Consider the following 24,687-nt stretch of genomic DNA (forward strand, 5'->3'; position numbering starts at 1 on the left):
ACACAGGAACTAGGCATGATCGGCGCGCTCGCCCGCAAGTTTTTCGGCTCCGCCAACGACCGGCGGGTGAAGGGATACCAGTCCCGCGTCAACGCGATCAACGCGCTGGAGCCGGAGGTTTCGAAACTCTCCGACGAGGCACTGAAGGCCCGCACCGTCGAGTTCAAGAAACAGCTCGCCGAGGGCAAAACGCTCGACGATCTGCTGGTGCCGGCCTTCGCCACCGTGCGCGAAGCCGCCAAGCGCACGCTCGGCCAGCGTCATTTCGACGTGCAGCTGATCGGCGGCATCGTGCTGCACGAGGGCGACATCGCCGAGATGAAGACCGGCGAAGGCAAGACGCTGGTCGCAACGCTCGCGGTCTATCTCAACGCGCTCGCCGGCAAGGGCATTCACGTCGTCACCGTCAACGACTACCTCGCCCGCCGCGACTCCGGCTGGATGGGCCAGATCTACGGCTTCCTCGGCCTGACCACTGGCGTGATCGTGCACGGCCTGGACGATGCCGAACGCAAGGCGGCCTATGCCTGCGACATCACCTACGGCACCAACAACGAATACGGCTTCGACTATCTGCGCGACAACATGAAGTACCGGCTCGAGGACATGGTCCAGCGCCCGCACTTCTACGCCATCGTCGACGAAGTCGACTCGATCCTGATCGACGAAGCGCGCACGCCGCTGATCATCTCCGGCCCGCTCGACGACCGTTCCGATTTCTACAACACCATCGACGGCTTCCTGCCCAAGCTCGACAAGACCGATTACGAGGTCGACGAGAAGCAGCGTACGGTGACGCTGACCGAAGGTGGCATGGAGAAGATCGAGACGTTGCTGCGCGACGCCGGCCAGCTCAAGGGCGAGTCGCTCTACGACGTCGAGAACGTTTCCGTCGTGCACCACATCAACCAGGCGCTGCGCGCCCACACGCTTTTCACGCGCGACAAGGACTACATCGTCCGCGACGACGAGGTCGTCATCATCGACGAGTTCACGGGACGCATGATGGCCGGCCGACGTTATTCGGAAGGCCTGCATCAGGCGCTTGAAGCCAAGGAGCATGTCCAGGTTCAGCCGGAAAACCAGACGCTGGCCTCGATCACCTTCCAGAACTATTTCCGGATGTACGAAAAGCTCGCCGGCATGACCGGCACGGCGCTGACCGAAGCCGACGAACTCTTCGACATCTACAAGCTCGAAGTCGTGGAGATCCCGACCAACGTGCCGGTCGGCCGCCTCGACGAGGACGACGAGGTCTATCGTACCCAGAACGAGAAATACGCCGCGATCCTGGCCGAGATCGAGCGTGCCAATGCGCGGCTGCAGCCGGTGCTGGTCGGCACCGCCTCGATCGAAAAATCGGAAGTGATCGCCGAATACCTCAAGAAGCACGGCTACCGGCAGATCGATTTCGGCAACGAGAATTCGATGCAGAAGCTGTACGCCGCGGCCCGCGCCGGCAAGCCGGCAAAACTGTTTGCGGTGCTGAACGCGCGCTTCCACGAGCAGGAAGCCTATATCGTCGCGGAAGCCGGCGTGCCTGGCGCGATCACGATCGCCACCAACATGGCCGGCCGCGGTACCGACATCAAGCTCGGCGGCTCGCTCGAGATGCGGATCCAGCAGGAGACTGCCGGCATCGAGGACGAGGCGGAGAAGGCGAAGAAGATCGAGCAGATCAAGGCCGACATCGAGCACTTCCGCGAGATCGTGCTGAAGGCCGAGGAAGAGGTCGAGATCGAGCCGGCGAAGGGTTCGAAGCCCGCCAAGACCGTGAAGAAGCCCGGCGGCCTCTACATCATGGGATCCGAGCGTCACGAATCCCGCCGCATCGACAACCAGCTGCGCGGCCGTTCCGGCCGTCAGGGCGACCCCGGCCGCTCGAAGTTCTTCCTGTCGCTGGAAGACGATCTGATGCGCATCTTCGGCTCGGATCGCCTCGACAGCATGCTGCAGCGTCTCGGCCTCAAGGAAGGCGAGGCGATCATCCATCCCTGGATCAACAAGGCGCTCGAGAAGGCGCAGCAGAAGGTCGAGGCGCGCAACTTCGACATCCGCAAGAACCTGCTCAAGTTCGACAACGTCCAGAACGACCAGCGCAAGGTGATCTTCGATCAGCGCGTCGACCTGATGAAGGACGACAGCGTCGCCGAGACCGTTACCGACATGCGCCACGCCTTCATCGACGACCTCGTCGCCAAGCACGTGCCCGAGCATGCCTATGCCGAGCAGTGGGATGTGGCCGGCCTGAAGGAAGAGCTGAAGCGCGTGCTCGATCTCGACCTGCCGGTCGACGAATGGGCCAAGGAAGAGGGCATCGCCGACGAGGAGCTGCTCACCCGCATCGAGACCAAAGCCGACGAGCACATGGCGGCCAAGGTCGGGCAATGGGGTCCCGACGTGATGCGTTACGTCGAGAAGACCATTCTGCTCCAGACGCTCGACCATCTCTGGCGCGAGCATCTGATCATGCTCGACCATCTGCGCCAGGTCATCGGCCTGCGTGGCTACGGCCAGCGCGATCCGTTGCAGGAGTACAAGACCGAGGCCTTCAATCTCTTCCAGGAGATGAGCGCGCATCTGCGCGAGGCCGTCACGGCGCAGCTGATGCGGGTCGAGATCGTCCCGCCGGAGCAGGAAGCCCCCGTGCTGCCGCCGATGGAAGCGCACAAGTTCGACCCGAACACCGGCGAGGACGAAATGGCGCTCGCCAGCGTCACGCTCGGTGCGCAGGCTTCCGACGCAGCTCTTCGCGATCCGAAGAACCCCGCAAGCTGGGGCAAGGTCGGCCGCAACGAGGATTGCCCGTGCGGCTCAGGCAAGAAGTACAAGCACTGCCACGGGCGGTACGGCTAGCCGCTAAGCTCCGCTGTGAGGCGCGACGTCGGCGCCTCACTCTCCACTGTCGTCGCCCGGCTTGACCGGGCGACCCAGTACGCCGCGGCTTCTCGGTTCAATCAAAACTGTCTCTGGAATACTGGATCGCCCGATTAAATCGGGCGATGACAGCCGAGTGTGTGGCGCGCAACTCGCACCACATCGTCGTCCTGGCGCTCCGCTTCGCTTGTCCAGGACGACGATGAGATTGAAATCGACGCCGCTCAATTCGAGCTGTCGATCAAGCTCTCCAGCAGCCGCTTCAGTTCGCTCGTCGATTTGTCGCCGTAGCTCTCCAGGATGTGCTCCTCCTGGTCGACCGCGAGCGAGTTGAGCTTCTTGCACAGCACCTTGCCGCGGTCGGAGATGAACATCAAAACCTTGCGGCGATCATTCGGGTCCTGCACGCGATAGACCAGCGTGTCGGAGACCATGCGGTCGATCATCTTGGTCAGCGTCGGATGATTGAGCAGCACCGCGTCCGCGAGTTCGCCCATCGAGTGGCCATCGCCGTCCGACAACACCTTAAGGATGCGCCACTGCTCGACGGGAACGCCTTCCTTGCTCAGCCGCAGTTCCAGCTGCCGGTTGATCTCCCGGTTGGCTTGCGCGAGCAGGTAGGCGAGGTGTTCGGTGATCGGGGAGTTCGGTTTTGCCACGGCTAAGACTTCGTCTTGACCCAAATGAGTGAATGTCTTGCAATCAATGCTGCTTCTATATGCACTTCAATTGTTGAATATTCAATATTTTCAAAATAGGATGATTGCCTAACAAAAGGGCGGATGCCGCGGCCGCCTGCTCATTGTGCTTTCAGGTCTGGTGCCAGACAGGAGTTGGCGTGCACGCGACGGTAAACTTCCCGGCTCACGGCAGTCCGGCGATGCCGCCGTCCTTGCTGCTGAGGAATCTGTCGTCGTCGGGCGCCGATAGCTCGCTGTCGCCGGGCGATCATGCTTTCCTCAGGCGGCGTGGCGCGAACAAGCTGCGCATCGGCGGTTTCATCTGCTGCACGGGATCGCCGGGTGTGTGGGGCCCCTGCGCGACCAACAGCGCGCAACTCGCCGTTGCCGAGATCAACAAGCGCGGCGGCATCCTCGGCCGCGAGATCGAGCTGTCGATCTACGACGCCGGCGGGCCGCTCGACGAGGTGCTGAACCGCGCCGAACAGGCGATCGCGTTCGACGAGGTCGATCTCATCGTCGGGCTGCACACCAGCGCGGTCCGCGTCGGCTTGCGCGACGTCACCACGCGTCACCGCATCCCCTACATCTATACGCCGGTCTACGAAGGCGGCGAGCGCACGCCCGGCGTGATGGCGATCGGCGAGACGCCGCGCTGGCAGAGCCGGCCGTCGATCCACTGGCTTGCCGACGTCAAGAAGGCGTCGCGCTGGTACCTGATCGGCAGCGATTACGTCTGGCCCTGGCAATCGCACCGCGCCGTGAAGAACTACATCAAGGAAACCGGAGGCCACGTCGTTGGCGAGGAGTTCGTCCCCCTCGGCGAGGACAATCACGAGCCGCACCTGGCGCGCATCCGCGCCGCGCGGCCCGATGTCGTGCTGATCTCGCTGATCGGCACCGACAGCGTCACCTTCAATCGTGCTTTCGGCGAATGCGGCCTCGGCGCCACGACGCTGCGGCTGGCGGGAGCCATGGACGAGACGGTGCTGCTCGGCATCGGCGCCGACAACAGCGAGAACATGTTCTGCGCATCCGGCTATTTCTCCGGCATCGGCTCGCGGGCCAATGACGACTTCCAGATCCGCTATCGCGCGATGTTCGGGCCGAACGCCCCGCCGATCGGATCGCTCGGCCAGTCCAGCTATGAAGGCCTGCGTTTCCTCGAAGCCGTGGCGAAAAAGGCAGGTTCGCTGTCGATGGCGCCCATGCTCGCGGCGGGCCGCAACATCGTTTACGGCGGCGCGCGCGGCCCGGTCGTCGTTCGCAACGGCCACGCCCGCATGCAGATGTATCTCGCGGAGGCCGACGGCCTCGACTTCAAGCTGATCAAGCCGGTCTGAGCCTGCTGCGGCAATCCGGACAGCCCCATCTTAAAATAATACTTGAAAAGGAAAATATTTCCGCTTTGAATGTTTCAGCAGGGCCGCTGCGCGCGTCGCGCCAATCGCGGCCGCGCGCAGGGACCGTACCAAGAAACTTCAGGAGAGCGCCGTGACAGTTGTCCTTCCCACGCCTGCCCAACTTCTTGACGTCGCCAAGCAGTGCGGCCTTTCGCTGACCGATGCCGATGTCGCCTCGTTCCGCGGCCTGATGCAGGGCTCGATCGAGGCCTATAATCTCGTCGGCGCGATGCCGGACGAAGTGCCGGAGGTGAAATATCCGCGCACGCCGGGCTACCGGCCCTCACCCGAGGAGAACCCGCGCAACGCCTGGTATCGCAAGTCGACCGTGAAGGGTGCGGCGAGCGGCAAGCTCAAGGGCAAGACCGTCGCGCTGAAGGACAACATCATGCTCGCCGGCGTGCCCATGATGAACGGCTCGGCGACGCTGGAAGGCTATGTTCCCGATTTCGACGCCACCATCGTCACGCGCATGCTCGATGCCGGCGCCGAGATCGCCGGCAAGGTGCATTGCGAATCCTTCTGCATGTCCGGCGGCAGCCACACCGGTGCGGTCGGTGCCGTGCACAATCCGCACAAGATGGGCTATTCGGCCGGCGGCTCGTCCTCCGGTTCCGGCGTCGTGGTCGCGCTCGGCGAGGTCGACATGGCGATCGGCGGCGACCAGGGCGGCTCGATCCGCATGCCGTCCTCGTTCTGCGGCACCTACGGCATGAAGCCGACCTGGGGCCTCGTCCCCTACACCGGCATCATGCCGATCGAGGTCTTCGTCGACCACACCGGTCCGATGACCGCGACCGTCGCCGACAATGCGCTGCTGCTCGAAGTGCTCGCCGGCGACGACGGCTACGATCCCCGCATCAAGGCGCCGAAGGTCGAGGAGTACACCAAGGCGCTCGGCCAGGGCGTCAAGGGCATGAAGATCGGCATCCTCAAGGAAGGCTTCGAGCAGGCGAACGCGGAGGCCGCCGTCAACGAAAGCGTCCGCGAGGCCGCCAAGCGCTTCAAGGACCTTGGCGCCACGGTCGAGATCGTCTCGATCCCGATGCATCTTGTCGGTCCCGCGATCTGGACGCCGATCGGCACGGAGGGCATGACCCAGACCATGATGTATGGCGATGGCTATGGCCTCAGCCGCTCCGACCTCTACTCGACCTCGCTGATGGACTTCCATCGCGGCTGGCGCCGGCAGGCGGATTCGCTATCGGAGACGACAAAACTGTTCCTGATGCTCGGGACCTACATCAACAACAGCTTCGGTCCCCGCTATTACGGCAAGGCACTCAACATCTCGCGTCGCCTGACCGCGGCCTATGACAAGGCGTTCGGCGAATACGACCTGCTGCTGCTGCCGACGACGCCAATGAAGGCGACGAAGCTGCCGGAGCCCACCGCGAGCCGCGAAGACTACGTCGCCCGCGCGCTCGAGATGATCTCCAACACAGCGCCGTTCGACATCACCCATCATCCCGCGATGTCGCTGCCCTGCGGCATGGTCGACGGCCTGCCCGTCGGACTGATGCTGGTCGGCCGCATGTTCGAGGAATCCACGATCTACCGCGCCGCGCATGCCTTCGAGCAGATCGGCGACTGGAAGAAGATGTGAGCGAGGCATCGATGCAGACGGACGGACCAGAGCGTTTTCAAGCGAAGTGGATACCGGTTCGCGTCAAGAAAACGCGTAAAAATAAGAATCCAGCGCATGGCTAACGCGTTCGTCGCGGCGTTCGAAATCCTGAGCTTCGGCGCGATCATCGTCCTGATCGTGCTGGGGCTCGGAATCATCGCCAGCATGATGGGCATCTTCAACTTCGCGCAAGGAGAGTTCGTCCTGCTCGGGGCCTACATCACCTATCTCGCCTACGCCAAGGGCCTGCCGATCTGGGCCGGCATGGTCGCGGCGCCCTTCGTGGTCGGTGCGCTCGGCTTCGTGCTGGAGGCGCTGATCATCCGCCGCTTCTACGCCGCGCCGATCGTGGCGATGCTCGGCACCTATGCGCTCGGCCTGATCATCCGCGAATCCGTGCGCGGCCTGATCGGTGGCTTCTATCTGACCGTGCCCGAGCCGATCGGCGGCTCGATCGATATCGGCGCCATGCATATCTCGGCCTGGCGCTTCACCATCATCGTCATCACGCTCCTGGTGATGGCGGGCTGTTACCTCCTGCTGTCGCGCACGAGTTTTGGCCTGCGCATGCGCGCCACCCTGGAAAATCCCTCGCTGGCGCGGGCCTCAGGCATCTCCACGCCCCTGATGTACGGCGCCACGTTTGCGTTTGGCTCCGCGCTCGCCGGCCTTGCCGGTGCGCTGATCGTGCCGGTGTTCAGCCTGTACGCCGATCTCGGCCTGCGTTTCCTGATCCAGGGTTTTGTCGCGGTGATGGTCGGCGGCGTCGGCTCCTTCATCGGACCGGTGGCGGGCGCCGGCGTGATCGGCACCCTCAGTGCCGCGCTGCCATGGGTGATGGCGCCCGTCGTCGCCGACGTCCTCGTCTTCGTGCTCGCCATTGTCTTCATCAAATTTCGGCCACAGGGCCTCATCGCTGGAAAAGGGGTTTAGTCATGTTCGATCGTACTCAGCTTTCGCGTCGCCGCTTCCTCTCCAATCTTGCCTTTACCACCGGCGCGGTCGCGACCGGCGTCGGAAGCTGGGTGATCCCGGCGCCGTGGGCGAACGCGGCGGAAGGCCCGATCAAGGTCGGTATCGCGACCGATCTCACCGGCCCGATCGCTTATGCCGGCAATGCCGACGCCAATGTCGCCAAGATGGTGATCAAGGAGATCAATACGGCCGGTGGCCTGCTCGGCCGTCCGCTCGAGCTCTATATCGAGGACACTGCGTCGAACGAATCCGTCGCCGTCGGCAACGTCCGAAAACTGATCCAGCGCGACAAGGTCGACATGGTGCTGGGCGGCATCACCTCGTCGATGCGCAACGCGATCAAGGACCCGATCGTGGCGCGCGGCAAGACGCTCTACATCTATCCGCAGCTCTACGAAGGCAAGGAGTGCACACCCTATCTGTTCTGCACCGGGCCGACGCCGGCGCAGCAGTGTGACGAGTTCATCCCCTGGCTGATCAAGAACGGCGGCAAGAAGTTCGCGCTGCCGAGCGCCAACTATGTCTGGCCGCACACGCTCAACGTCTACGCCCGCAAGGTCATTGAGGCGAACGGCGGCGAGGTCGTGTTCGAGGAATATTACCCGCTCGACCAGATCGACTTCTCATCGACCGTCAACCGGATCATCTCCAACAAGGTCGACGTCGTCTTCAACACTGTCATTCCGCCGGGCGTCGGCCCGTTCTTCAAGCAGCTCTATGAAGCGGGCTTCCTCAAGAACGGCGGGCGCCTAGCCTGCGTCTACTATGACGAGAACACGCTCAACATCAACCAGGCCGCCGAGATCGAAGGGCTCGCAAGCTGCCTCGACTATTTCAAGGTGCTGACCAAGGAGAACCCGTTCGACGCAAAAATCCAGGCGGCGTACGAGAAGGACTTTCCCGGCAACTTCCTGTTCGCGGCCGGCAGTGCCGCGACCGGTACCTATCGCGGCCTCAAGCTGTGGGAAGCGGCCGTGAAGGAAGCCGGCAAGGTCGATCGCGACTCGGTTGCCGCCACTCTCGATCACGCCAAGATCGCCGAAGGCCCGGGCGGCCCGGCCGAGATGGTGCCGGGCAAGCGGCACTGCAAGATGAAGATGTACACCGCGGTCGCCAAGGGTGGGAACTACGAGATCGTCGGACGCAGCGACGGGCTCGTCGATCCCAAGGAATGCTGAGGCGGAATGCCGAAGTCGATGACTGTGGTAAGAGAAGCCATCGCCGGCGACGAAGCGGACGGTGCGATGGCTGAACGCGTGGCCGCGGGACAGGCCAAGGAACAGGTCAAGGCAGGACGAAAGGTCCTGCCGATCGTGGAGGGCGTCGTGCTCGTCGCGGCGCTGCTCGCGCCGCTGGTGCTGCAGGACTACCTCACCGTGTTCGCGACCCGCGTGATCATCCTCGCGCTGTTCGCGTTGTCGTTCGATCTGGTCTGGGGTTATGCCGGCATCATGAGCTTCGGCCAGGCCCTGTTCTTCGGCTCGGCCGGCTATGGCGTCGCGCTGCTCGCGCGCGACCTCGACATCACCAACATCTTCGTGGTGCTGCCGGCGGGAACGCTGATCGGCCTCACCTTCGCGCTGCTGCTCGGCGGCTTCCTGCTGCTTGGACGGCACCCCTCCAGCGTCATCTTCGTGTCGCTGGGCACGCTGACCGGCTCCTACGCCGCCGATCGCCTCGCGCGCGGCTGGTACTATCTCGGCGGCCAGAACGGCATCCCCTCGATCGCGCCGATGTCGCTCGGCGGCTACGAATTTACTGAGGGCCCGGCCTTCTACTATCTCGTGCTCGGTATCCTCGTCGTGGTCTACCTGCTCTGCCGCTTCCTGGTACGCTCGCAATTCGGCCTGGCGCTTGCGGGCCTGCGCGAGAACGAGCAGCGCATCGCCTTCTTCGGCTACAAGGTACAGCACCTGAAGGCGATCATCTTCGCGATCGGCGGCGCCATCGCAGGTCTTGCCGGCAGCCTTTATGCCTTCCATGAAGGTTTCGTCTGGCCCAACATGGTCGGCGTCGTCGTCTCGACGCAGGTCGTGCTCTATGTGCTGTTCGGCGGCTCCGGCACGTTGATCGGCGCCGTCATCGGCGCCGTGATCGTCGAGGGCGTCAGCTTCTGGCTCTCTGACAATTATCGCGAGATCTGGCCGATCATCCTCGGTCTGCTGCTGCTGCTCGTGATCCTGTTCCGGCCACTTGGCCTGATCAGCTTTGTGCTCGGCGAGCGCGAACGGGTCGGCAGCTTTGGTGCCAAGCCCAAGGAGACCGTGAAGCGGACTGAGAAGCAGACTGAGAAGGAGAAGCGCAATGCCGCTCCTTGAAGCTGCCGATATCAAGAAGATCTTTGGCAAGCTCACCGCGCTCGACGGCGCCGCGCTGACCGTCGGCGAGAACGAGTTTCACGGCCTGATCGGACCGAACGGCTCCGGCAAGAGCACGCTGATGAAGTGCATTGCGGGGGCCGAAGTGCCGACCCAAGGCAAAGTGAGTTTCATCAACACCGACATCACCGCGTTCACGCCGACCGAACGGGCCCGGGCCGGCATGAGCCTGAAATTCCAGATCACCAGCGTGCTGCCGACGCTGACGCTCTACGACAACATCCTGCTCGCGCTGCAGGCGCAGTCCTCGCTGTTCGATCTCGTATTCTCGCGCACGCGGGACGCGCTGCACGACCAGGTCATGACCATGCTGACGCAGTTCCGCCTCGCCGATCGCGCCTTCGACGCGGCGGCCGCACTGTCGCACGGCCAGCAGCAATGGCTGGAGATCGCGATGGCGCTCGCGGGCAAGCCGAAGCTGCTGCTGCTGGACGAGCCGACCGGCGGCATGAGCCTGGAGGAGCGCCGCGTCACCGGTGAATTGCTTCAGCCGATCAAAAAACATTGCTCGCTCGTCATCGTCGAGCACGACCTCGATTTCATCCGCGACATTTGCGATCGGTTGACCGTGCTCGACCAGGGCAAGGTGCTGGCATCAGGCACCGTGTCGGAGATCCAGGCCAACAAATCCGTTCAGGAGATCTATCTGCGCCGTGCCTGAATTTTTGGACATCAAGCATCTCGACGCGGGCTATGGCCGCAGCCAGGTCCTGTTCGACGTCACCCTCGGCATTCCCTGGCGCGGCGGCGTCGCCGTGCTCGGCCGCAACGGCGCAGGCAAGACCACGCTGATGAAGACCATCGTCGGCGAGCTGCCGGCGTGGAAGGGCGAGGTCGCCTTCGACGGGCGCGACATCAGCCGCCGCGCGACCCAGGAGCGCGTGCGCGCCGGCATCGGCTACGTGCCGCAGGAGCATTCGGTATTCGCGCGCCTGTCGGTGCGCGACAATCTCGCGGTCGGCTCGCTCGCCAGCAAGAAGGACGACGCGGTCGACCATGTGCTGACTATCTTCCCGAAACTCGGCCAGCGCCTCGACCAGCCCGCCGGCACCCTCTCCGGCGGTGAGCGCAAGATGCTCGCCATCGGCCGCGCGATGCTGGGCGATCCGAAGCTGTTGTTGCTGGACGAGCCGACCGAAGGCGTCTGGATCGGAGTGATTGAGGAGATCACCGAGCGCCTGATCGAGCTCGCGAAGAGCATCGCCGTCATCATCGTCGAGCAGCACCTCGACCTCGCGCTGCGCGTCGCCGATTACGCCTATGTACTGGACCGCGGCAGGGTCGCGCTGCAAGGGCAGGCGAACGATGTGCGCGTCAATCCGGAGCTGATGCGGTACCTGGCGCCGTAGGTCGCGCTGCCCGTCTTTGAGTGAGGCGCAGCGCTCTCACTGTACCTCATCAAGGGGAATGACGGCGTCAGGCTGAGATGGATCGGAGAGATTAAGCGGAGCGCCGCCCTTACTTCACCGCCCCAAAGCGGCTGTCGAACGAGTTCGACGACACCACCGGCGCGGCGCCCATGATCTGCGTCGCTTCACTCGCGCCATCCGACACCGACGGCTTCAGCGCCGGCCGCGTCGCGGCGAGGCGCGTGTCCGGCTTCACCGGTTCGGCCGGCTTGGCGGCGGCGACGGCCGGCTTAGGCGCGTCCTTGGACGTATCGCGGCCGGGCACGAACCGGGTCACTGCGGCCTTCAGCCTCGATGTCGCGGTGGGTGGCGTTGCGGGCGCAGCGGCAGGGGCCACGGACGCGGTCGCTTGCGGGGGAGGCGTGGTCGCCGTCGTGTCGGCGGTGCCGAGGCCCATCTTGCGGCCGAGGTTGGAGAAGAAGCCGCCTGACGATTTCTCTTGGGATTTCTCGCTGGCCGGCGCGGCCGCGGCGACGCGGGTGGTGGCGGCGGGCGCGCTGACGGCGACGACCGGCTCCTGGTTCACGGGAGCGGCGGCGACCGCATCGAGATTGGGCTTGGGCGGATTGACGTGTCCGGGGATCGTGCCCGGCGCCTTCGCCATCGCCAGCATCTCCAGGGTCGAGCCTTCGGCGTTCTCCGAGAGTCCGGTCGATCCCTCCGGAATCTTCGAGGCAAAAATCTTGTTCATGCCGCCGTCGATGCCGGTGTTCATGCGCGCGATCGGCGTGCCCTTGGCGACGAGCTTGTTGTATTCGACCTGGTCGCGCGCATCCTTGTCGCGCACCGCGCTGGCGATGTTCTCGGGGATCACATAGGCCGGGCACTTCGCGGACGCGTCGAACACCGGATCGCGCTTCGCGTCAGGCGTCTTCGTTGCGTCGAACACGTATTTGCGCTCGCAGAAATCGACCTTCGGCTCCTGCCGCGTCACCTCGAAATGATCATAGCCTTCCTTGATCATCTTCCAGAACGGCATGTTCGGGTTGTTCCGGTGCTTGGCCATGTTCACCGGCGTCATCTTGAACGGATAGGCCTGCAGCTGGAACGCCTTCTGGCCGCCGAAGAACGACTCGCGGCCAAGCGAATAAATCTCCGCGATCTGCTCGTCCGTCATCGCGTAGCAGCCGCGCGACGAACAATCGCCATGCACCATCAGCTGCGAGCCGGTGCGCCCCAGAGCCTTGTCGAACGCGTTCGGATAGCCCGTGTTGAACGAGAGATAGTAGGCCGACTGCGGATTCATCTGGCCCGGATTGATCGAGTAGAATCCTTCCGGCGCCTGGCGGTCGCCTTCGCGCACCTTCGGACCGAGATCGCCCGACCAGCGGCAGATCGGATAGGTCTTGAGCAGCGCGAACTGGCCGTTGCGGGCCTGCTTCCAGACCTCGAGCTCGGCCTCCTGCTTGAACAGGCGGACCAGGATCGGCGATTGCAGGTCCATGTCCTTCTCGACCATCGCGGCGAGAAGCTTTGGCGGCACCGGCTGGTTGGCCTTGGCGTTGGTCGCGAGCGAGACCTGGTCGGTGTCGCAGCCGGCCAGCAGAACACTGGCTGTCAGCAGCGCAACCGAAGCCAAAAGCGCGCGAGCAAGCGAACGAGAAATCAAGATGGACCCCACACCGTGCCGGGCAGAGAGCGCGAACCCCAATCTCGAAGCATGATCCGACCGGAGATCCGGACCCGTCGTGACGGGCGTTTTCGAACCACGCTCCAGCGCTTGTGCCCTGAAGCCATTGATTAAAATTCTAACCTCTGGGTCATGTGGTCGCAACCCGAGCTGGGATCACGAGCCCGTTGGCCCAGTGGCATGGTCAACGAAGACTAAATGGACGCGACTTTGGGCCGTACTTGGGCCTTCCGGCCCAATCCGCACAGAGATCGCTGATTTGGGCAAAAAAGGGTTAACGGGGAGTTACCGGGGCGTCGGGGGCCGCCCGAAAGGTCTTGTAGGGTGGGCAAAGGCGCAAAGCGCCGTGCCCACCATCTCGCTCCCCATACTGTTTGGAATGGTGGGCACGCTTCGCTTTGCCCACTCTACGGCACCGAAAACGGCCGAATCAGCCCAGCTTCCGGCCGATATCGAGGAATTTCTGCCGCCGCTGCTTGCGGATGGTGTCGCCGTCCAGGCCGCGGAGCTCGTCAAAAGCCTTGGCGATGGCATCGCCCGTGGTGGCGATCATGGCGGTGGGGTCGCGGTGGGCGCCGCCGACCGGCTCCTTCAAGATGCTGTCGATCACCCCGAAGCGCAGCATGTCCTGCGCGGTGATCTTCATGTTGTTGGCGGCTTCCTGCGCCTTGGAGCCGTCGCGCCACAGGATCGAGGAGGCGGCCTCGGGCGAGATCACGCTGTAGATCGCGTGCTCCAGCATCAGGACCCTGTTGGCGGTGGTGATGGCGATGGCGCCGCCCGACATGCCCTCGCCGGTGATGATGGCGACGTTGGGCACGGTCAGCGCCATGCAGGCATCGGTCGAGCGCGCGATCGCCTCGGCCTGGCCGCGCTCCTCGGCGCCGATGCCGGGATAGGCGCCGGCGGAATCGGCGAGCGACAGCACGGGCAGGCCGAACCGCTCGGCCATCTCCATCAGCCGCACGCATTTGCGATAGCCCTCGGGCCGCGCCATGCCGAAATTGTGCCGGATGCGACTCTCGGTGGAATCGCCCTTTTCCTGGCCCATCACGCAGATGGCCTCACCGCGGAAGCGGCCGAAGCCGGCAACCAGCGCCTCGTCCTCGCCGAACTTGCGGTCGCCCGCGAGCGGGGTGAATTCGGTGATCAGGCCCTTGATGAAGTCGTTGAAATGCGGCCGCTGCGGATGCCGCGCGACCAGCGTCTTCTGCCACGGCGTCAGGTTCAGATAGAGGTCGGCCAGCGCCTGCGCCGCCTTGTCCTCGATCTTCCCGATCTCCTCGGAGATATCGGTGCCCGAGGCCGCAAGCGTCCGCAGCTCGTCGACCTTGGAGTCGAGCTCGGCGACCGGCTTTTCGAAGTCGAGATAGCTGCGCATGTGATCTGGCATCAACTCAATATAGCGAGGACGGGGCGGGGCGTCGAAGCAGGTTTGGACCGGCGGAAAGAAATGTAGCTTCTTCAATGAGTTGGCTTGTGCGCTCTAAAGCAGCCCGCCAAATCATGCGTGAGGCCACGGCTCTTTCTGCGGAGATGTGGCCGAAGTCAAGGCGGTTTCATGGGTTGCCTGTAGCCCGGATGGAGCGAAGCGCAATCCGGGAGGGTCTTTCCGCGAGGCGGGCGGCCCCGGATTTCGCTGCGCTCCATCCGGGCTACAAGAGAACTATTTCTCCGCCAGCGGGTGCAGGTCGCGCACCAGGCTCTTCAGGCGCTCCTCGACCACATGGGTGTAGATCTGGGTCGTGGAGATATCGGTGTGGCCGAGCAGGGTCTGCACGATGCGCAAATCCGCGCCGTTGTGCAGGAGGTGGCTGGCAAAGGCGTGGCGCAACACGTGCGGGGAGACCAGCCGGGCCTGCAGCCCCGAGGCGACAGCAAGCTCTTTCAGGTCGCGGGCGAAATGCTGCCGCGTCAGATGCCCGCTCTCGCCGAACGATGGGAATAGCCATTTCGAGGCGGCCACGCTGTTCTTCTTGTCGGCTTTTGCCGCTTCCGTCGCCGCGAGATAGTCGGCCATCGCCTGCCGCGAGGCCTCGTTGAGCGGCACCAGGCGTTCCTTGTTGCCCTTGCCGCGCACCACGATCATGCGGGCGTCGCGTTTTGCCGCGGAGCGCGGCAGCGCCACCAGCTCGGAGACGCGCAGGCCGGTGGCGTAGAGCACCTCGAGCAGGCAATAGAGCCGCAACGCGCGCAGCCGTTTCGAGGGAGAAGCGTCCTCCGCCTCGCTCAATTCCTTGGCGCGGCTGAGCATGCGGTCGACATGCGCGATCGACAGCACCTTCGGCAGGCCGCGGCCGCGCTTGGGGCCGGACAGGATCGCCGCGGGATCCTCGGTGCGGATGCGCTCGTTCAGGAGAAAGCGGTAGAGATGCCGCATCGCCGACAGCCGCCGCGCGACGCTGGTGGACTTGAAGCCGCGGCTGTCGAGATCGGCGAGATAATCGCGCAGGATCTGCGTCTCGGCGTCGGCAAAGCTGTGCCCGACGCGGCCCAAAAATTCCGAGAAATCGGTGAGGTCGCGGCGGTAGGCGTCGAGCGTATTGGGGCCGGCGCCCTGTTCCGCCGCGAGCATGTCGAGGAACAGGCCGGTGAGCTTGCTGTCTGAGGGCTGTACGCGCATGCCCTGGAGGCTAGCTCCTATTTCTTGAGAAACTTATCCGGCGGGATCGTCACCGTCATTTCTCGCGACTTCGGGCTCACAAAGTTCGCCAGCGCGAAGACCACGCCATAGACGATGCCGGCGAGCACGGCGACGACCGTCAGGAAGCGGAACAGGCTGGGCATCGGGCAAGGTCTCGGGAGGGTCTCAGGCGTCCAAATTAACCAATGGAATCATCCAACATGTTCGCCGTTTCGTGGCAAGAGTCCTCTGGCGAGGGCCCCGAGGGGGTCGTATAGGTGGCCAAAGCATGCCGCCTCCGGCGGCAGATCGAGCGAGACCCAGAGCGAGATTTATGCCCGACGCCGCGTTGCCGATACAAGCTGCCCCTGAGGCCGACATCCTGTCGGCGCTCGGGACGCGCTCGATCGTGCTCGTCGGCATGATGGGGGTGGGCAAATCCACCATCGGCCGCCGCATGGCGGCCCGGCTCAAGCTGCCCTTCGTTGACGCCGACACCGAGATCGAGGTCGCTCATGCCGGCATGACCATACCGGAGATTTTCGAGCGCCATGGCGAGCCGTATTTCCGGGATGGCGAGGCGCGGGTGATCGCGCGCCTGCTCGACGGCGAACCGATCGTGCTGGCGACCGGCGGCGGTGCCTTCATGCGCGAGGAGACGCGCAACCGCATTGCGGCCAAGGCGGTCTCGATCTGGCTCAAAGCCGACCCTGACGTCATCATGCGCCGGGTGCGCCGCCGCGCCGACCGCCCGCTGCTCCAGACCGCCGATCCCGAAGGAACCGTGACGCGCCTCCTCACCGAGCGCGAGCCGATCTATCGCCATGCCGACCTCACCATCGCCTCGCGCGACGTGCCGCACGACAAGATCGTCGAGGAATGCATCGAGACGCTGCGCGCCCATTTCCGCGGCGAACAAGCCGCCCAATCACCTGCCGACGTTGCGAGTGCCGTACGATGACTGCGCCGTTGAAACATTCAGATCCTGTCAACGTCGACGTCGCGCTCGGCGATCGCGCCTATGACATCGTCATCGGCCGCGGCGTGCTGGCCTCGCTCGGCGAACGTGTCGCGCGCTTGCGGCCCGGCGTGCGTACGGCAATCATCACCGATCGCACCGTCGCAAAATACTGGCTCGAGCCGACCGAAGCGTCGCTCGCTTCTGCCGGCATTCCGACCTCGCGCATCGTGGTCGAGGAAGGCGAGATCTCCAAAACCTATGCCGGCCTCGAAAAGGTCAGCGAGGCCCTGATCGCCGCGAAGATCGAGCGCAACGATCTCGTCATCGCGCTCGGCGGCGGCGTGGTCGGCGATCTCGCCGGCTTTGCGGCCGCGATCCTGCGCCGCGGCGTCGATTTCGTGCAGGTGCCGACCTCGCTGCTGGCGCAGGTCGATTCCTCCGTCGGCGGCAAGACCGGCATCAATTCGCCGCAGGGCAAGAATCTGCTCGGCGCCTTCCACCAGCCCGTGCTGGTGATTGCCGACACCGCCGTGCTCGACACGCTGTCGCCGCGGCAATTCCGCGCCGGCTATGCCGAAGTCGCCAAATACGGCGTGCTCGGCGACGAAGCCTTCTTCACCTGGCTGGAGAAGAACCATTCCGATATCTTCAAAGGCGGCTCGGCGCGCGAGCACGCGATCGCGACCTCCTGCCGCGCCAAGGCCGGCGTCGTCTCGCGCGATGAGCGCGAGACCGGCGAGCGCGCGCTGCTCAATCTCGGCCATACCTTTGGTCACGCGCTGGAGGCCGCGACCGGTTTCTCCGATCGCCTCTTCCATGGCGAGGGTGTTTCGATCGGCATGACGCTGGCGGCGCAGTTCTCGGCGAAGCTTGGCATGATCGGCGAGGCCGATGCCGCGCGCGTCGAGCGTCACCTCATCGAGGCTGGCCTGCCGACGCGCCTGCAGGACATCGCCGGTTTCGCGCAGGAAGGGCTCGCCGACGCCGACGCGCTGATGGCGTTGATGGCGCAGGACAAGAAGGTCAAGCGCGGCAAGCTCACCTTCATCCTGCTGGAGGCGGTCGGGCGTGCCGTGATCGCGAAGGACGTCGAGCCGGCGCCGGTGCGCGATTTCCTCAAAGAGAAGCTCGCGCAAAAGGCTTGATGCGCGGCTAACCGGTTTTTGAGTGGTGCATGGACTGGCTCGGATTCACCATCGTCATTCTCTGCCTGCTCGTCTCGGGCTTCTTCGCCGCGAGCGAGACCGCGCTGACCGGCGCCTCGCGCGCCAGCATGCTGCGGCTCTCCAAGCAGGGTAACCACGACGCCGATGTCGTCTCGCAGCTGCTCGACATGCGCGAGCGCCTGATCGGCGCGCTGCTGCTCGGCAACAATATCGCCAATATCAGCGCGTCCGCGCTCGCCACCAGCATCTTCACGGCCTGGTTCGGCGATGTCGGCGTGCTCTATGCCACCGGCGTGATGACGGCGCTGGTCGTGATCTTCGCGGAGGTGCTGCCGAAGACCATCGCGATCAACGCGCCCGACCGCATGGCCCTTGCGGTCGCCCGCCCGATGCGGCTGACGATGTATGTGCTGGGACCGTTGCTGCGGATCGTCGAGGTCATCGTCCGTCTGCTGATGCGCTTGTTTGGTCTGGCCGGCGAGCACCAGGCGATCCTGTCGCCGACCGAGCGCCTGCGCGGCGCGGTCGACCTGTTGCACCACGAGGGCAAGGTCGAGAAGCAGGACCGCGACATGCTCGGCGGCCTGCTCGATCTGCGCGAGCTCCAGGTCTCCGACGTCATGATCCATCGCACCGAGATGATGATGATCAATGCCGACCTGCCGCCGGAGGAACTGGTGCGCGAGGTGCTGGCGACCGAGTACACCCGCATTCCGCTGTGGCGCGAGAAGCCGGAAAACATCATCGGCGTGCTTCACGCCAAGGATTTGTTGCGCGCAATCCGCGCATCCGACGGCGATACCTCGCGCATCGACGTCTCCACCATCGCGCTGCCGCCCTGGTTCGTGCCGGAAATGCGCCCGGTCTCCGAGCAGCTCAAGGCGTTCCGGCGCCGAAAAACCCATTTCGCGCTCGTCGTCGACGAGTACGGCGAGGTTGAAGGTCTCGTGACGTTGGAAGACATTTTGGAAGAAATCGTCGGCGACATCTCCGACGAGCACGACGTCGTGGTCGCCGGCGTGCGCGCCCAGCCGGACGGCTCGGTCGTGGTCGACGGCTCGGTGCCGATCCGCGATCTCAACCGCGCCATGGACTGGCACCTGCCCGATGAGGAGGCAACGACAGTCGCCGGTCTCGTCATTCACGAGGCGCGCTCGATCCCCGACCGCGGCCAGAGTTTCACGTTCCACGGCTTCCGTTTCCGCGTCCTCCGCCGCGAACGCAACCGCATCACCGCGCTCCGTATTTCACCGGTGCCGCGTGACGCGGAGATGGAAGAGGCCAAGCCCAGGCGGGCGGGAACGTCGTTTTGATTTCTCTTACCCTCCCCTGGAGGGGGAGGGTCGATCGCGCGCAGCGCGAGCGGGGTGGGGTGATCTCTCCACTCGGGCAGTGTCGCGTGTGGAGAGATCACCCCACCCCGTCTCAAATTTCGCTGCGCTCAATATGAGCCGACCCTCCCCCTCCAGGGGAGGGTAAGCGAAGATCAACCTTCCCCCGGTGCCTGCGCGTGGATCGCGAGCGCGTGCACGCTGCCGGCAAGTTCCGCGGCCAGCGCCGAATTTATCATGCGGTGGCGATCGACCCGGCTCTTCCCTTTGAAGGCCTGAGACACAATATAAACGCGAAAATGTGTTTCGCCGCTCGGCCGATGGCCGGCGTGGCCCTCATGCAAATGTGACTCGTCGACGACCTGCAGGCTTTCCGGCGTGAAAGCTTCCTTCAACTTGTTGCTGATAGTGTCTTTCATAACCATGAGTGCCATTAAAGCGCGCAGCCGCACTCCGTCAATTGCATAGGCCGCCTGCGGCGGCCGTACCTCGAAGACGCCGGAGTGAAACTTCGGCTGCGGGTTCCCAGCTAATTGCAATGTCAAGACTTGAAGGTTTTTGCATTGCGTAGTCAAAGTCAGTCATGCCGATCGATTCATCAAAGTTCTTCGACTCCATCCGGGTCAAGCCGAAAGGCAAGCAGCCGGAAGTGAAGCCGCGCGACGCCGTGGTCAATTGCGAATGGGCCGGGTGTCAGAACAAGGGCGCGCACCGTGCGCCGAAGGGCCGCGAGAACCAGCGCGAGTACTGGCACTTCTGCTTGAACCACGTGCGCGAGTACAACCAGAACTACAATTTCTTCTCCGGCATGAATGCCGATGCCGTCGCGCGCTACCAGAAGGATGCGCTGACCGGTCACCGCCCGACCTGGAAGATGGGCGCCAATGGCGGCAAGAAGGGTGCGGAAGCCGAGATCGACATGGCGTCCGATCCGTTCAGCATGTTCAGTGAGATCAACGGCCGTGCGGGCTGGCGGAAGGGTCCGCAGGCCGAGCCCAAGGCCGAGACGCGCAAGGTGATGAACGCCGAGCGCAAGGCGCTCCAGGTCATGGGCCTCGGCCCCGATTCCACGCTCGCCGACGTCAAGAGCAAGTACAAGGCGCTGGTCAAGCAGCATCACCCTGACGCCAACGGTGGCGACCGGTCGACCGAAGACCGCCTGATCGAGATCATCAAGGCCTACAATTATCTGAAGACGGTGGTCCGCGAGGCCTAGGCTACGCCTTCCGGGAAGGACAGTTCGCAAACCAGTCCTTCCGGCCTCCACTGTCGGGTAATGGTTCCGCGCAAGGTCCGGATGATGCCGTCGACCGCGCCGATTCCAAAGCCCTTGCGCGTCGGCGCCTCGTTGACCCGAGGACCGCCGCTCTCCGACCAGTGCAGCACGAGAGGCTCTGCACCATTGGTCTCCCAGCTGATCTCCAGCCTGCCCGAAGGCCTCGACAGCGCGCCATACTTGGCGGCGTTGGTGGCGAGCTCATGCAGCGCGACGGCGATCGACTGGGCCAGCGTGGGCGGCAGGCGGACGTCGTCTCCCGCGATCCTGATCCGCTCGCCGTCCCGGCTTGCGTACGGCCGGAGTTCCTCTTCGACGATGGTCTTCAGATTCGCGCCGGTCCAACGCGAAGCCGAGAACAGCCTCTGCACGTTGGCAAGCGCGCTGAGCCGGCCTGCAAACACGGTCTGGAACTCTTCCGCGGTATCCGCCTTCGTCAGCCGCAGCATCGCCTGAGCCACCGCGAGCAGGTTGTTGGAACGGTGATCGACCTCGGAGGTGAGGAGCATCATCCTCTGCTCGGCCTCCTTGCGAGCCGTGATGTCGACCAGCATGTTCACCGCACCAACCAAACGCCCCCGTTCGTCGCGCAGCGGCGTCGGATATGGCATGAAGCAGATCCGGGAGCCGTCCGGCCGCTCGGCCACGGCCTCGACGTCGCGCACTGGCCGGTTCTGCTTGAGCGCGATTGCCATCGGGCATTCATCGTGGGGAAGCGCCGTGCCGTCGGGCAGATAGAGCTTCCAGGTCACGCACCACATCTCGCCGATCTTCGGCATGCGTCCGGCAAAATCGATGCAGGCGCGATTGAAGAAGGTGATGCAGCCTTCCGCGTCGGTTGTGTAGATCGCGGCAGGCAGAGCCTGCAGCAAGTCGCGGAATCGTCTTTCAGAATCCGTGCCGGCCTCGGTCCGGTTGGCGGCATAGCCGGCGGCGATCTCGCCGATCCTGGCCTCGTCCGCTTGTCCAAACAGGTCCAGCATTGGAATCTTGATCCGAGGGGGCTCACAGTTAAGTCCCCAGACCCGGAGATGTTCCAAGTTCGTCGCCCGGACCGTGCGCGCGTTCCCGCAATCACGATCTCGCGCGACGGCTCTGCCGTGTCATTGTTCGTCCGGGCGAGGCACGACAGCGCAGTGAACGGCCCGGCTGTCGTGCCCTTGTGCTCTATTCGCCGGAAGCCTTCGGCATTTCCCCCACATATGACGAACTCGGCCGGATCAACCGCCCCGTCCGCTGTTGCTCGCGCGCATGGGCGGTCCACCCCGCTGCACGCGCCACTGCGAAGATCGGCGTGAAGGCCTGGCGTGGAATGGCGAGGGCATCGAGCAGAATCGCCGTGAAGAACTCCACGTTCGTCTCCAGCGGCCGGTCAGGATTCTTCTTGCGCAGCGCGCTGCGGATATAGGCCTCGACCTCGCCGGCAAAGGGCAGGTCGGCGCCATCCGCCGAAAGCCGCCTGATCGCGGCCTTGAGCACGTCGGCGCGCGGATCGCGCACGCGATAGACGCGATGGCCAAAGCCCATCAGCCGCTCGCCGCGGGCGAGGGCCGCATCGACCCATGGCTTGATGCGTTCGCTGGAGCCGATCGCATCGAGCATTTCCAGCACCGGCTCCGGCGCGCCGCCGTGCAAGGGGCCGGTCAGCGCGCAGTATCCGGCGGTGACGGCGGCAAACAGATCGGCCTGCGTCGAGGCCACCACGCGCGTCGTGAAGGTCGAAGCGTTCATGCCGTGGTCGCAGACCGTGACGAGATAGGCGTCCAGCGCCGCGACCTCACGCGGCTTCGGTGAGGCGCCACGCAGCATCCGCAGCGTATCGGCGGCATGGCTCGCATTCGGATCGGGCGCGAGCAGCTCCAATCCCTTGGCGCGACGGACCAGCGCGCCTGCGATCACAGGAAACGCGCCGACGATCGTCGCCTCATGTTCCAGCCCGTTTTCCGCGCGCAGGCCCGCGACCGCCGCGCGGAACTCGTCGACGATGCTCATGCCGCGTGTCGCCGGCAACAGCTCCGGCAAACGCGCGAACGCACGCTCGCGCGCCGCGCCCAGGCTCGCCCGCACATTGGCTTCGCTCAGCGTGGTCTTGCTCGCGCCGTTCCAGAGCCGGGCGGTGACGCCCTCGAAGCTCGACTGGCTTGCGAGGGTGCCGACATGCTCGCCGGCGATGATCAACTCGCCGCGCTCGCCGTCGACATGGCTCAGCACGGTCTCGGCCGCGGGAACGCCGTCCAGCCCGATCTGGCTTTTGGTGAGGTGGATGTTCATGACCCAATCTCCTTTGCACTGCACCAGGAGAAAATCAGGCCTCTCGACAGATTGATCAATCTTGATTACATAAATCAATATGAATAATTCCGAGGAACTCTATCTGTCGGCCCGGGAAGCTGCCGCCGAGCTCGCGATCTCGCCGGCCACGCTCTACGCCTATGTCAGCCGCGGCCTGATCCGCTCCGAGCCGACGCCGGATTCGCGCAAGAACCGCTATCGGGCGGAGGACGTCCGCGCGCTCAAGGAGCGCCGGGTGCCGTCGCCGGAGCCGCGCGGCCTGCGCAGCTTCGATGCCGACCTGCCTGTCATGGACACGGAGATCTCGACCATCACCGAGGAGGGCGCGATCTACCGCGGCGTCAATTGCGTCGATCTCGCCGAGAACGATACGCTGGAGCACACGGCGACGCTGCTGTGGGACGTCTCCGACGTCGATCCCTTCACGCCGGACAATCAGCCCCAGATATCCGACGAGATGCGCGCGATCGCAGAGGCCGCGCGCCGCGCCGCGCCGATCGACCGTGCCATCGCAGTGCTGGCGCTCGCGACCAGCGCGGACGCGCGTGCCTTCACCCGCGCGCCCGACGGCCGCGCGATGGTCGGCGGGCGCATTGTCCGGCTCCTGGTTGCGACCATGCTCAACGCCGAGCCGTCGTCCGAGCCGCTGCACCAGCAGATCGCGAAGGCCTGGGCGCCCGACAACAAGCACGCGCCCGACCTCATCCGCCGCGCGCTGGTGCTGCTCGCCGATCACGAATTGAACGCCTCGACCTTCACCGCGCGCTGTGCGGCATCGACCGGCCTCAACCTCTATGACTCCGTCATCGCCGGCCTCGCCGCGTTGAAAGGGCCGAAGCATGGCGGCGCCGGCGTGCTGGCCTCGCAGCTCGTCAAGGCGCTGGTCGATCGCGATGTCGCCCCGATGGTTCGCGAGCGCGTCGCCTTGGGTGAGCGCTTTGCCGGCTTCGGCCACGGCGTCTACAAGCGCGGCGATCCCCGCGCGCAGTCGCTGCTGAACGCGCTGGCGCGTGCCGGCGCGCCGCGCAAATTCACGCGCGAAGTGCCGGAGCGGATCGTCGAGGCGACCGGCGAGCTCGTCAACATCGACTATGCACTGGCCGTCCTCGTGCACGCGCTGCGCCTGCCCTTAGGCAGCGAGCTCGCGCTGTTCGCGATGGCCCGCAGCGTCGGCTGGATCGCGCACGCCAGCGAGCAATTGCAGTTCGGCAAGCTGATCCGCCCGCGGGCGCGCTATGTCGGACCGGCGCCGGGAAGAAGGGCTAGTTAAAATCTCTCTGCGAGCGCGTCGTCCTCCGCTGTCGTCCCTGCCTAGTGCGCAATTGCGCACTAGGCAGGGACGACACCGGCGCACTAAGCCCGCGGCTTGGACGTCGCGACGAGGCCGTTCTGCCGGCGGCGGTAGTACCAGATGCCAAGGCCGCCGATGATCGCCACGGCCACCACCATCAAGATCCAGATGTGCTTGAACGGATGCCCATGGTGCGGCACGCCGAAATATTGGTGGAAGGCCGATACCGCCAGCACGCCCGGCAGCACATGCGCGGGGGCCCAGACCAGGATCGCCGGGATATTCACGGCATAAAACTTCGCGGGGGTCATCCCCAGCGCGCCGGCGGTGACGGGCACGAAGGCGCGGATCGGCGGTACGAAACGGGCGAAGAACACGGCCCAGGTGCCGAAGCGGTGGAAGAAGCTTTCGCTCTCGGCAACCACGCGCGGATAGTTGGTCAGCGGCCAGGTGTTGAGGATTTCGCGCTGCCGCCGGTGCCCGATCCAGTAGGCCGAGCCGTCGCCCAGCACGGCGCCGATTGCCGCCGCCAGCAGCACCCATTGCAGCTTCAATTCCCCGCCTGGAACCAGCGCGCTCAGCGCCAGAATGATGGTCGAGCCGGGGATCACCGATCCCACCACCGGAACGGCTTCGAGCAGCGCCGCCAGGAACAGGGTCAGATAGGCCAGCCACACATGGGCTGAAACGAAGGATATGAGGGGATCGAGAAAGGACGTCACGTCGTCTTTCGTGGGGGGCTGGAGCACCGGGGTTCGGACCCTACAT

22 protein-coding genes are annotated in these 24,687 nt (G+C 64.6%); 13 read left to right on the forward strand and 9 right to left on the reverse strand.

Annotated features, from left to right (window positions below; translation table 11 throughout):
- Positions 1-15 precede the first annotated feature (15 nt).
- Entirely contained in the window at positions 16-2,856 is a 2,841-nt protein-coding gene (gene secA, locus AB7Z56_RS03240) for a preprotein translocase subunit SecA (protein WP_231143790.1), read from the forward strand.
- 245 nt (positions 2,857-3,101) lie between these two features.
- Here the strand turns inward: secA and AB7Z56_RS03245 are convergent, their stop codons facing one another.
- On the reverse strand, positions 3,102-3,536 hold the full coding sequence (locus tag AB7Z56_RS03245; protein WP_014490415.1) for a MarR family winged helix-turn-helix transcriptional regulator: 435 nt from the start codon (positions 3,534-3,536) through the stop codon (positions 3,102-3,104).
- A gap of 179 nt (positions 3,537-3,715) precedes the next feature.
- Here AB7Z56_RS03245 and AB7Z56_RS03250 point away from each other — a divergent pair, with 179 nt between their 5' ends.
- The 7 genes from AB7Z56_RS03250 to AB7Z56_RS03280 all read left to right on the forward strand — a co-directional run bounded on the left by AB7Z56_RS03250 (position 3,716) and on the right by AB7Z56_RS03280 (position 11,289).
- Positions 3,716-4,900 (forward strand): substrate-binding domain-containing protein, encoded by a 1,185-nt coding sequence (locus AB7Z56_RS03250; RefSeq protein ID WP_063980616.1) that lies wholly within the window; start codon positions 3,716-3,718, stop codon positions 4,898-4,900.
- Between the two features lie 151 nt (positions 4,901-5,051).
- The gene (locus AB7Z56_RS03255) at positions 5,052-6,566 is read left to right on the forward strand and encodes an amidase (RefSeq protein ID WP_063980617.1); all 1,515 of its coding nucleotides are present in this window, start codon (positions 5,052-5,054) and stop codon (positions 6,564-6,566) included.
- Positions 6,567-6,662: 96 nt separating this feature from the next.
- Entirely contained in the window at positions 6,663-7,520 is an 858-nt protein-coding gene (locus AB7Z56_RS03260) for a branched-chain amino acid ABC transporter permease (protein ID WP_063980618.1), read from the forward strand.
- Positions 7,521-7,522: 2 nt separating this feature from the next.
- Entirely contained in the window at positions 7,523-8,740 is a 1,218-nt protein-coding gene (locus AB7Z56_RS03265) for a substrate-binding protein (protein WP_063980619.1), read from the forward strand.
- A 6-nt stretch (positions 8,741-8,746) separates the two neighbouring features.
- Complete coding sequence (locus tag AB7Z56_RS03270; RefSeq protein ID WP_063980620.1) at positions 8,747-9,880, forward strand: branched-chain amino acid ABC transporter permease; 1,134 nt, start codon at positions 8,747-8,749, stop codon at positions 9,878-9,880.
- Entirely contained in the window at positions 9,867-10,601 is a 735-nt protein-coding gene (locus tag AB7Z56_RS03275) for an ABC transporter ATP-binding protein (RefSeq protein WP_063980621.1), read from the forward strand. The genes AB7Z56_RS03270 and AB7Z56_RS03275 overlap by 14 nt, the downstream gene beginning before the upstream one ends.
- Positions 10,594-11,289, forward strand: coding sequence for a branched-chain amino acid ABC transporter ATP-binding protein (locus AB7Z56_RS03280; RefSeq protein ID WP_063980622.1), 696 nt, complete (start codon positions 10,594-10,596; stop codon positions 11,287-11,289). The genes AB7Z56_RS03275 and AB7Z56_RS03280 overlap by 8 nt, the downstream gene beginning before the upstream one ends.
- Positions 11,290-11,398: 109 nt before the next feature.
- Here AB7Z56_RS03280 and AB7Z56_RS03285 read toward each other — a convergent pair whose 3' ends face one another.
- The 4 genes from AB7Z56_RS03285 to AB7Z56_RS03300 all read right to left on the reverse strand — a co-directional run bounded on the left by AB7Z56_RS03285 (position 11,399) and on the right by AB7Z56_RS03300 (position 15,766).
- Positions 11,399-12,958, reverse strand: a complete 1,560-nt coding sequence (locus AB7Z56_RS03285) for a L,D-transpeptidase family protein (RefSeq protein WP_225048569.1) — start codon at positions 12,956-12,958, stop codon at positions 11,399-11,401.
- A 451-nt stretch (positions 12,959-13,409) separates the two neighbouring features.
- Complete coding sequence (locus tag AB7Z56_RS03290) at positions 13,410-14,372, reverse strand: acetyl-CoA carboxylase carboxyltransferase subunit alpha (protein WP_063986022.1); 963 nt, start codon at positions 14,370-14,372, stop codon at positions 13,410-13,412.
- A 273-nt stretch (positions 14,373-14,645) separates the two neighbouring features.
- Positions 14,646-15,602: a site-specific tyrosine recombinase XerD gene (gene xerD, locus AB7Z56_RS03295; RefSeq protein ID WP_063980624.1), complete on the reverse strand. Its 957-nt coding sequence runs from the start codon at positions 15,600-15,602 to the stop codon at positions 14,646-14,648.
- Positions 15,603-15,619: 17 nt separating this feature from the next.
- On the reverse strand, positions 15,620-15,766 hold the full coding sequence (locus tag AB7Z56_RS03300) for a hypothetical protein (RefSeq protein ID WP_035730492.1): 147 nt from the start codon (positions 15,764-15,766) through the stop codon (positions 15,620-15,622).
- Positions 15,767-15,936: 170 nt separating this feature from the next.
- Here AB7Z56_RS03300 and AB7Z56_RS03305 point away from each other — a divergent pair, with 170 nt between their 5' ends.
- From AB7Z56_RS03305 to AB7Z56_RS03315, 3 genes are read left to right on the forward strand one after another with little or no spacing between them, the layout of a single operon-like run.
- Positions 15,937-16,563: a shikimate kinase gene (locus AB7Z56_RS03305; protein WP_063980625.1), complete on the forward strand. Its 627-nt coding sequence runs from the start codon at positions 15,937-15,939 to the stop codon at positions 16,561-16,563.
- Positions 16,560-17,708, forward strand: a complete 1,149-nt coding sequence (gene aroB / locus AB7Z56_RS03310) for a 3-dehydroquinate synthase (protein WP_063980626.1) — start codon at positions 16,560-16,562, stop codon at positions 17,706-17,708. Before AB7Z56_RS03305 ends, aroB begins: the two co-directional genes overlap by 4 nt.
- Before the next feature lie 29 nt (positions 17,709-17,737).
- A complete protein-coding gene (locus tag AB7Z56_RS03315; RefSeq protein WP_063980627.1) occupies positions 17,738-19,042 on the forward strand; it encodes an HlyC/CorC family transporter in 1,305 nt (434 codons plus the stop codon).
- Positions 19,043-19,215: 173 nt separating this feature from the next.
- Here AB7Z56_RS03315 and AB7Z56_RS03320 read toward each other — a convergent pair whose 3' ends face one another.
- Positions 19,216-19,485 (reverse strand): BolA family protein, encoded by a 270-nt coding sequence (locus AB7Z56_RS03320; protein WP_063986023.1) that lies wholly within the window; start codon positions 19,483-19,485, stop codon positions 19,216-19,218.
- Positions 19,486-19,643: 158 nt separating this feature from the next.
- Here AB7Z56_RS03320 and AB7Z56_RS03325 point away from each other — a divergent pair, with 158 nt between their 5' ends.
- Positions 19,644-20,276 (forward strand): J domain-containing protein, encoded by a 633-nt coding sequence (locus AB7Z56_RS03325; RefSeq protein WP_014490400.1) that lies wholly within the window; start codon positions 19,644-19,646, stop codon positions 20,274-20,276.
- On the opposite strand, the gene AB7Z56_RS03330 is transcribed toward AB7Z56_RS03325, so the two are convergent.
- The gene (locus AB7Z56_RS03330; RefSeq protein ID WP_063980628.1) at positions 20,273-21,319 is read right to left on the reverse strand and encodes a sensor histidine kinase; all 1,047 of its coding nucleotides are present in this window, start codon (positions 21,317-21,319) and stop codon (positions 20,273-20,275) included. The two genes, AB7Z56_RS03325 and AB7Z56_RS03330, sit on opposite strands and share 4 nt — an antisense overlap.
- A 184-nt stretch (positions 21,320-21,503) precedes the next feature.
- Positions 21,504-22,607, reverse strand: a complete 1,104-nt coding sequence (locus AB7Z56_RS03335) for a citrate synthase/methylcitrate synthase (protein ID WP_063980629.1) — start codon at positions 22,605-22,607, stop codon at positions 21,504-21,506.
- Positions 22,608-22,686: 79 nt separating this feature from the next.
- Here AB7Z56_RS03335 and AB7Z56_RS03340 point away from each other — a divergent pair, with 79 nt between their 5' ends.
- Positions 22,687-23,898: a citrate synthase family protein gene (locus AB7Z56_RS03340; protein ID WP_063980630.1), complete on the forward strand. Its 1,212-nt coding sequence runs from the start codon at positions 22,687-22,689 to the stop codon at positions 23,896-23,898.
- An 83-nt stretch (positions 23,899-23,981) separates the two neighbouring features.
- On the opposite strand, the gene AB7Z56_RS03345 is transcribed toward AB7Z56_RS03340, so the two are convergent.
- Positions 23,982-24,641, reverse strand: coding sequence for a DedA family protein (locus AB7Z56_RS03345; protein WP_063986024.1), 660 nt, complete (start codon positions 24,639-24,641; stop codon positions 23,982-23,984).
- Positions 24,642-24,687: the final 46 nt, after the last annotated feature.

Origin of the sequence: Bradyrhizobium sp. 482_C4_N1_8 (assembly GCF_052075965.1) — a bacterium.
GTDB classification, from domain to species: domain Bacteria; phylum Pseudomonadota; class Alphaproteobacteria; order Rhizobiales; family Xanthobacteraceae; genus Bradyrhizobium; species Bradyrhizobium barranii.

Coding starts and splice junctions, on each gene's coding strand:
- secA (WP_231143790.1), top strand. CDS start 16: ATGATCGGCGCGCTCGCCCGCAAGTTTTTCGGCTCCGCCAACGACCGG.
- AB7Z56_RS03260 (WP_063980618.1), top strand. CDS start 6,663: ATGGCTAACGCGTTCGTCGCGGCGTTCGAAATCCTGAGCTTCGGCGCG.
- AB7Z56_RS03265 (WP_063980619.1), top strand. CDS start 7,523: ATGTTCGATCGTACTCAGCTTTCGCGTCGCCGCTTCCTCTCCAATCTT.
- AB7Z56_RS03270 (WP_063980620.1), top strand. CDS start 8,747: ATGCCGAAGTCGATGACTGTGGTAAGAGAAGCCATCGCCGGCGACGAA.
- AB7Z56_RS03275 (WP_063980621.1), top strand. CDS start 9,867: ATGCCGCTCCTTGAAGCTGCCGATATCAAGAAGATCTTTGGCAAGCTC.
- AB7Z56_RS03290 (WP_063986022.1), bottom strand. CDS start 14,372: ATGCCAGATCACATGCGCAGCTATCTCGACTTCGAAAAGCCGGTCGCC.
- xerD (WP_063980624.1), bottom strand. CDS start 15,602: ATGCGCGTACAGCCCTCAGACAGCAAGCTCACCGGCCTGTTCCTCGAC.
- AB7Z56_RS03300 (WP_035730492.1), bottom strand. CDS start 15,766: ATGCCCAGCCTGTTCCGCTTCCTGACGGTCGTCGCCGTGCTCGCCGGC.
- AB7Z56_RS03305 (WP_063980625.1), top strand. CDS start 15,937: ATGCCCGACGCCGCGTTGCCGATACAAGCTGCCCCTGAGGCCGACATC.
- aroB (WP_063980626.1), top strand. CDS start 16,560: ATGACTGCGCCGTTGAAACATTCAGATCCTGTCAACGTCGACGTCGCG.
- AB7Z56_RS03315 (WP_063980627.1), top strand. CDS start 17,738: ATGGACTGGCTCGGATTCACCATCGTCATTCTCTGCCTGCTCGTCTCG.
- AB7Z56_RS03320 (WP_063986023.1), bottom strand. CDS start 19,485: ATGGTTATGAAAGACACTATCAGCAACAAGTTGAAGGAAGCTTTCACG.
- AB7Z56_RS03325 (WP_014490400.1), top strand. CDS start 19,644: ATGCCGATCGATTCATCAAAGTTCTTCGACTCCATCCGGGTCAAGCCG.
- AB7Z56_RS03330 (WP_063980628.1), bottom strand. CDS start 21,319: ATGCTGGACCTGTTTGGACAAGCGGACGAGGCCAGGATCGGCGAGATC.
- AB7Z56_RS03335 (WP_063980629.1), bottom strand. CDS start 22,607: ATGAACATCCACCTCACCAAAAGCCAGATCGGGCTGGACGGCGTTCCC.
- AB7Z56_RS03340 (WP_063980630.1), top strand. CDS start 22,687: ATGAATAATTCCGAGGAACTCTATCTGTCGGCCCGGGAAGCTGCCGCC.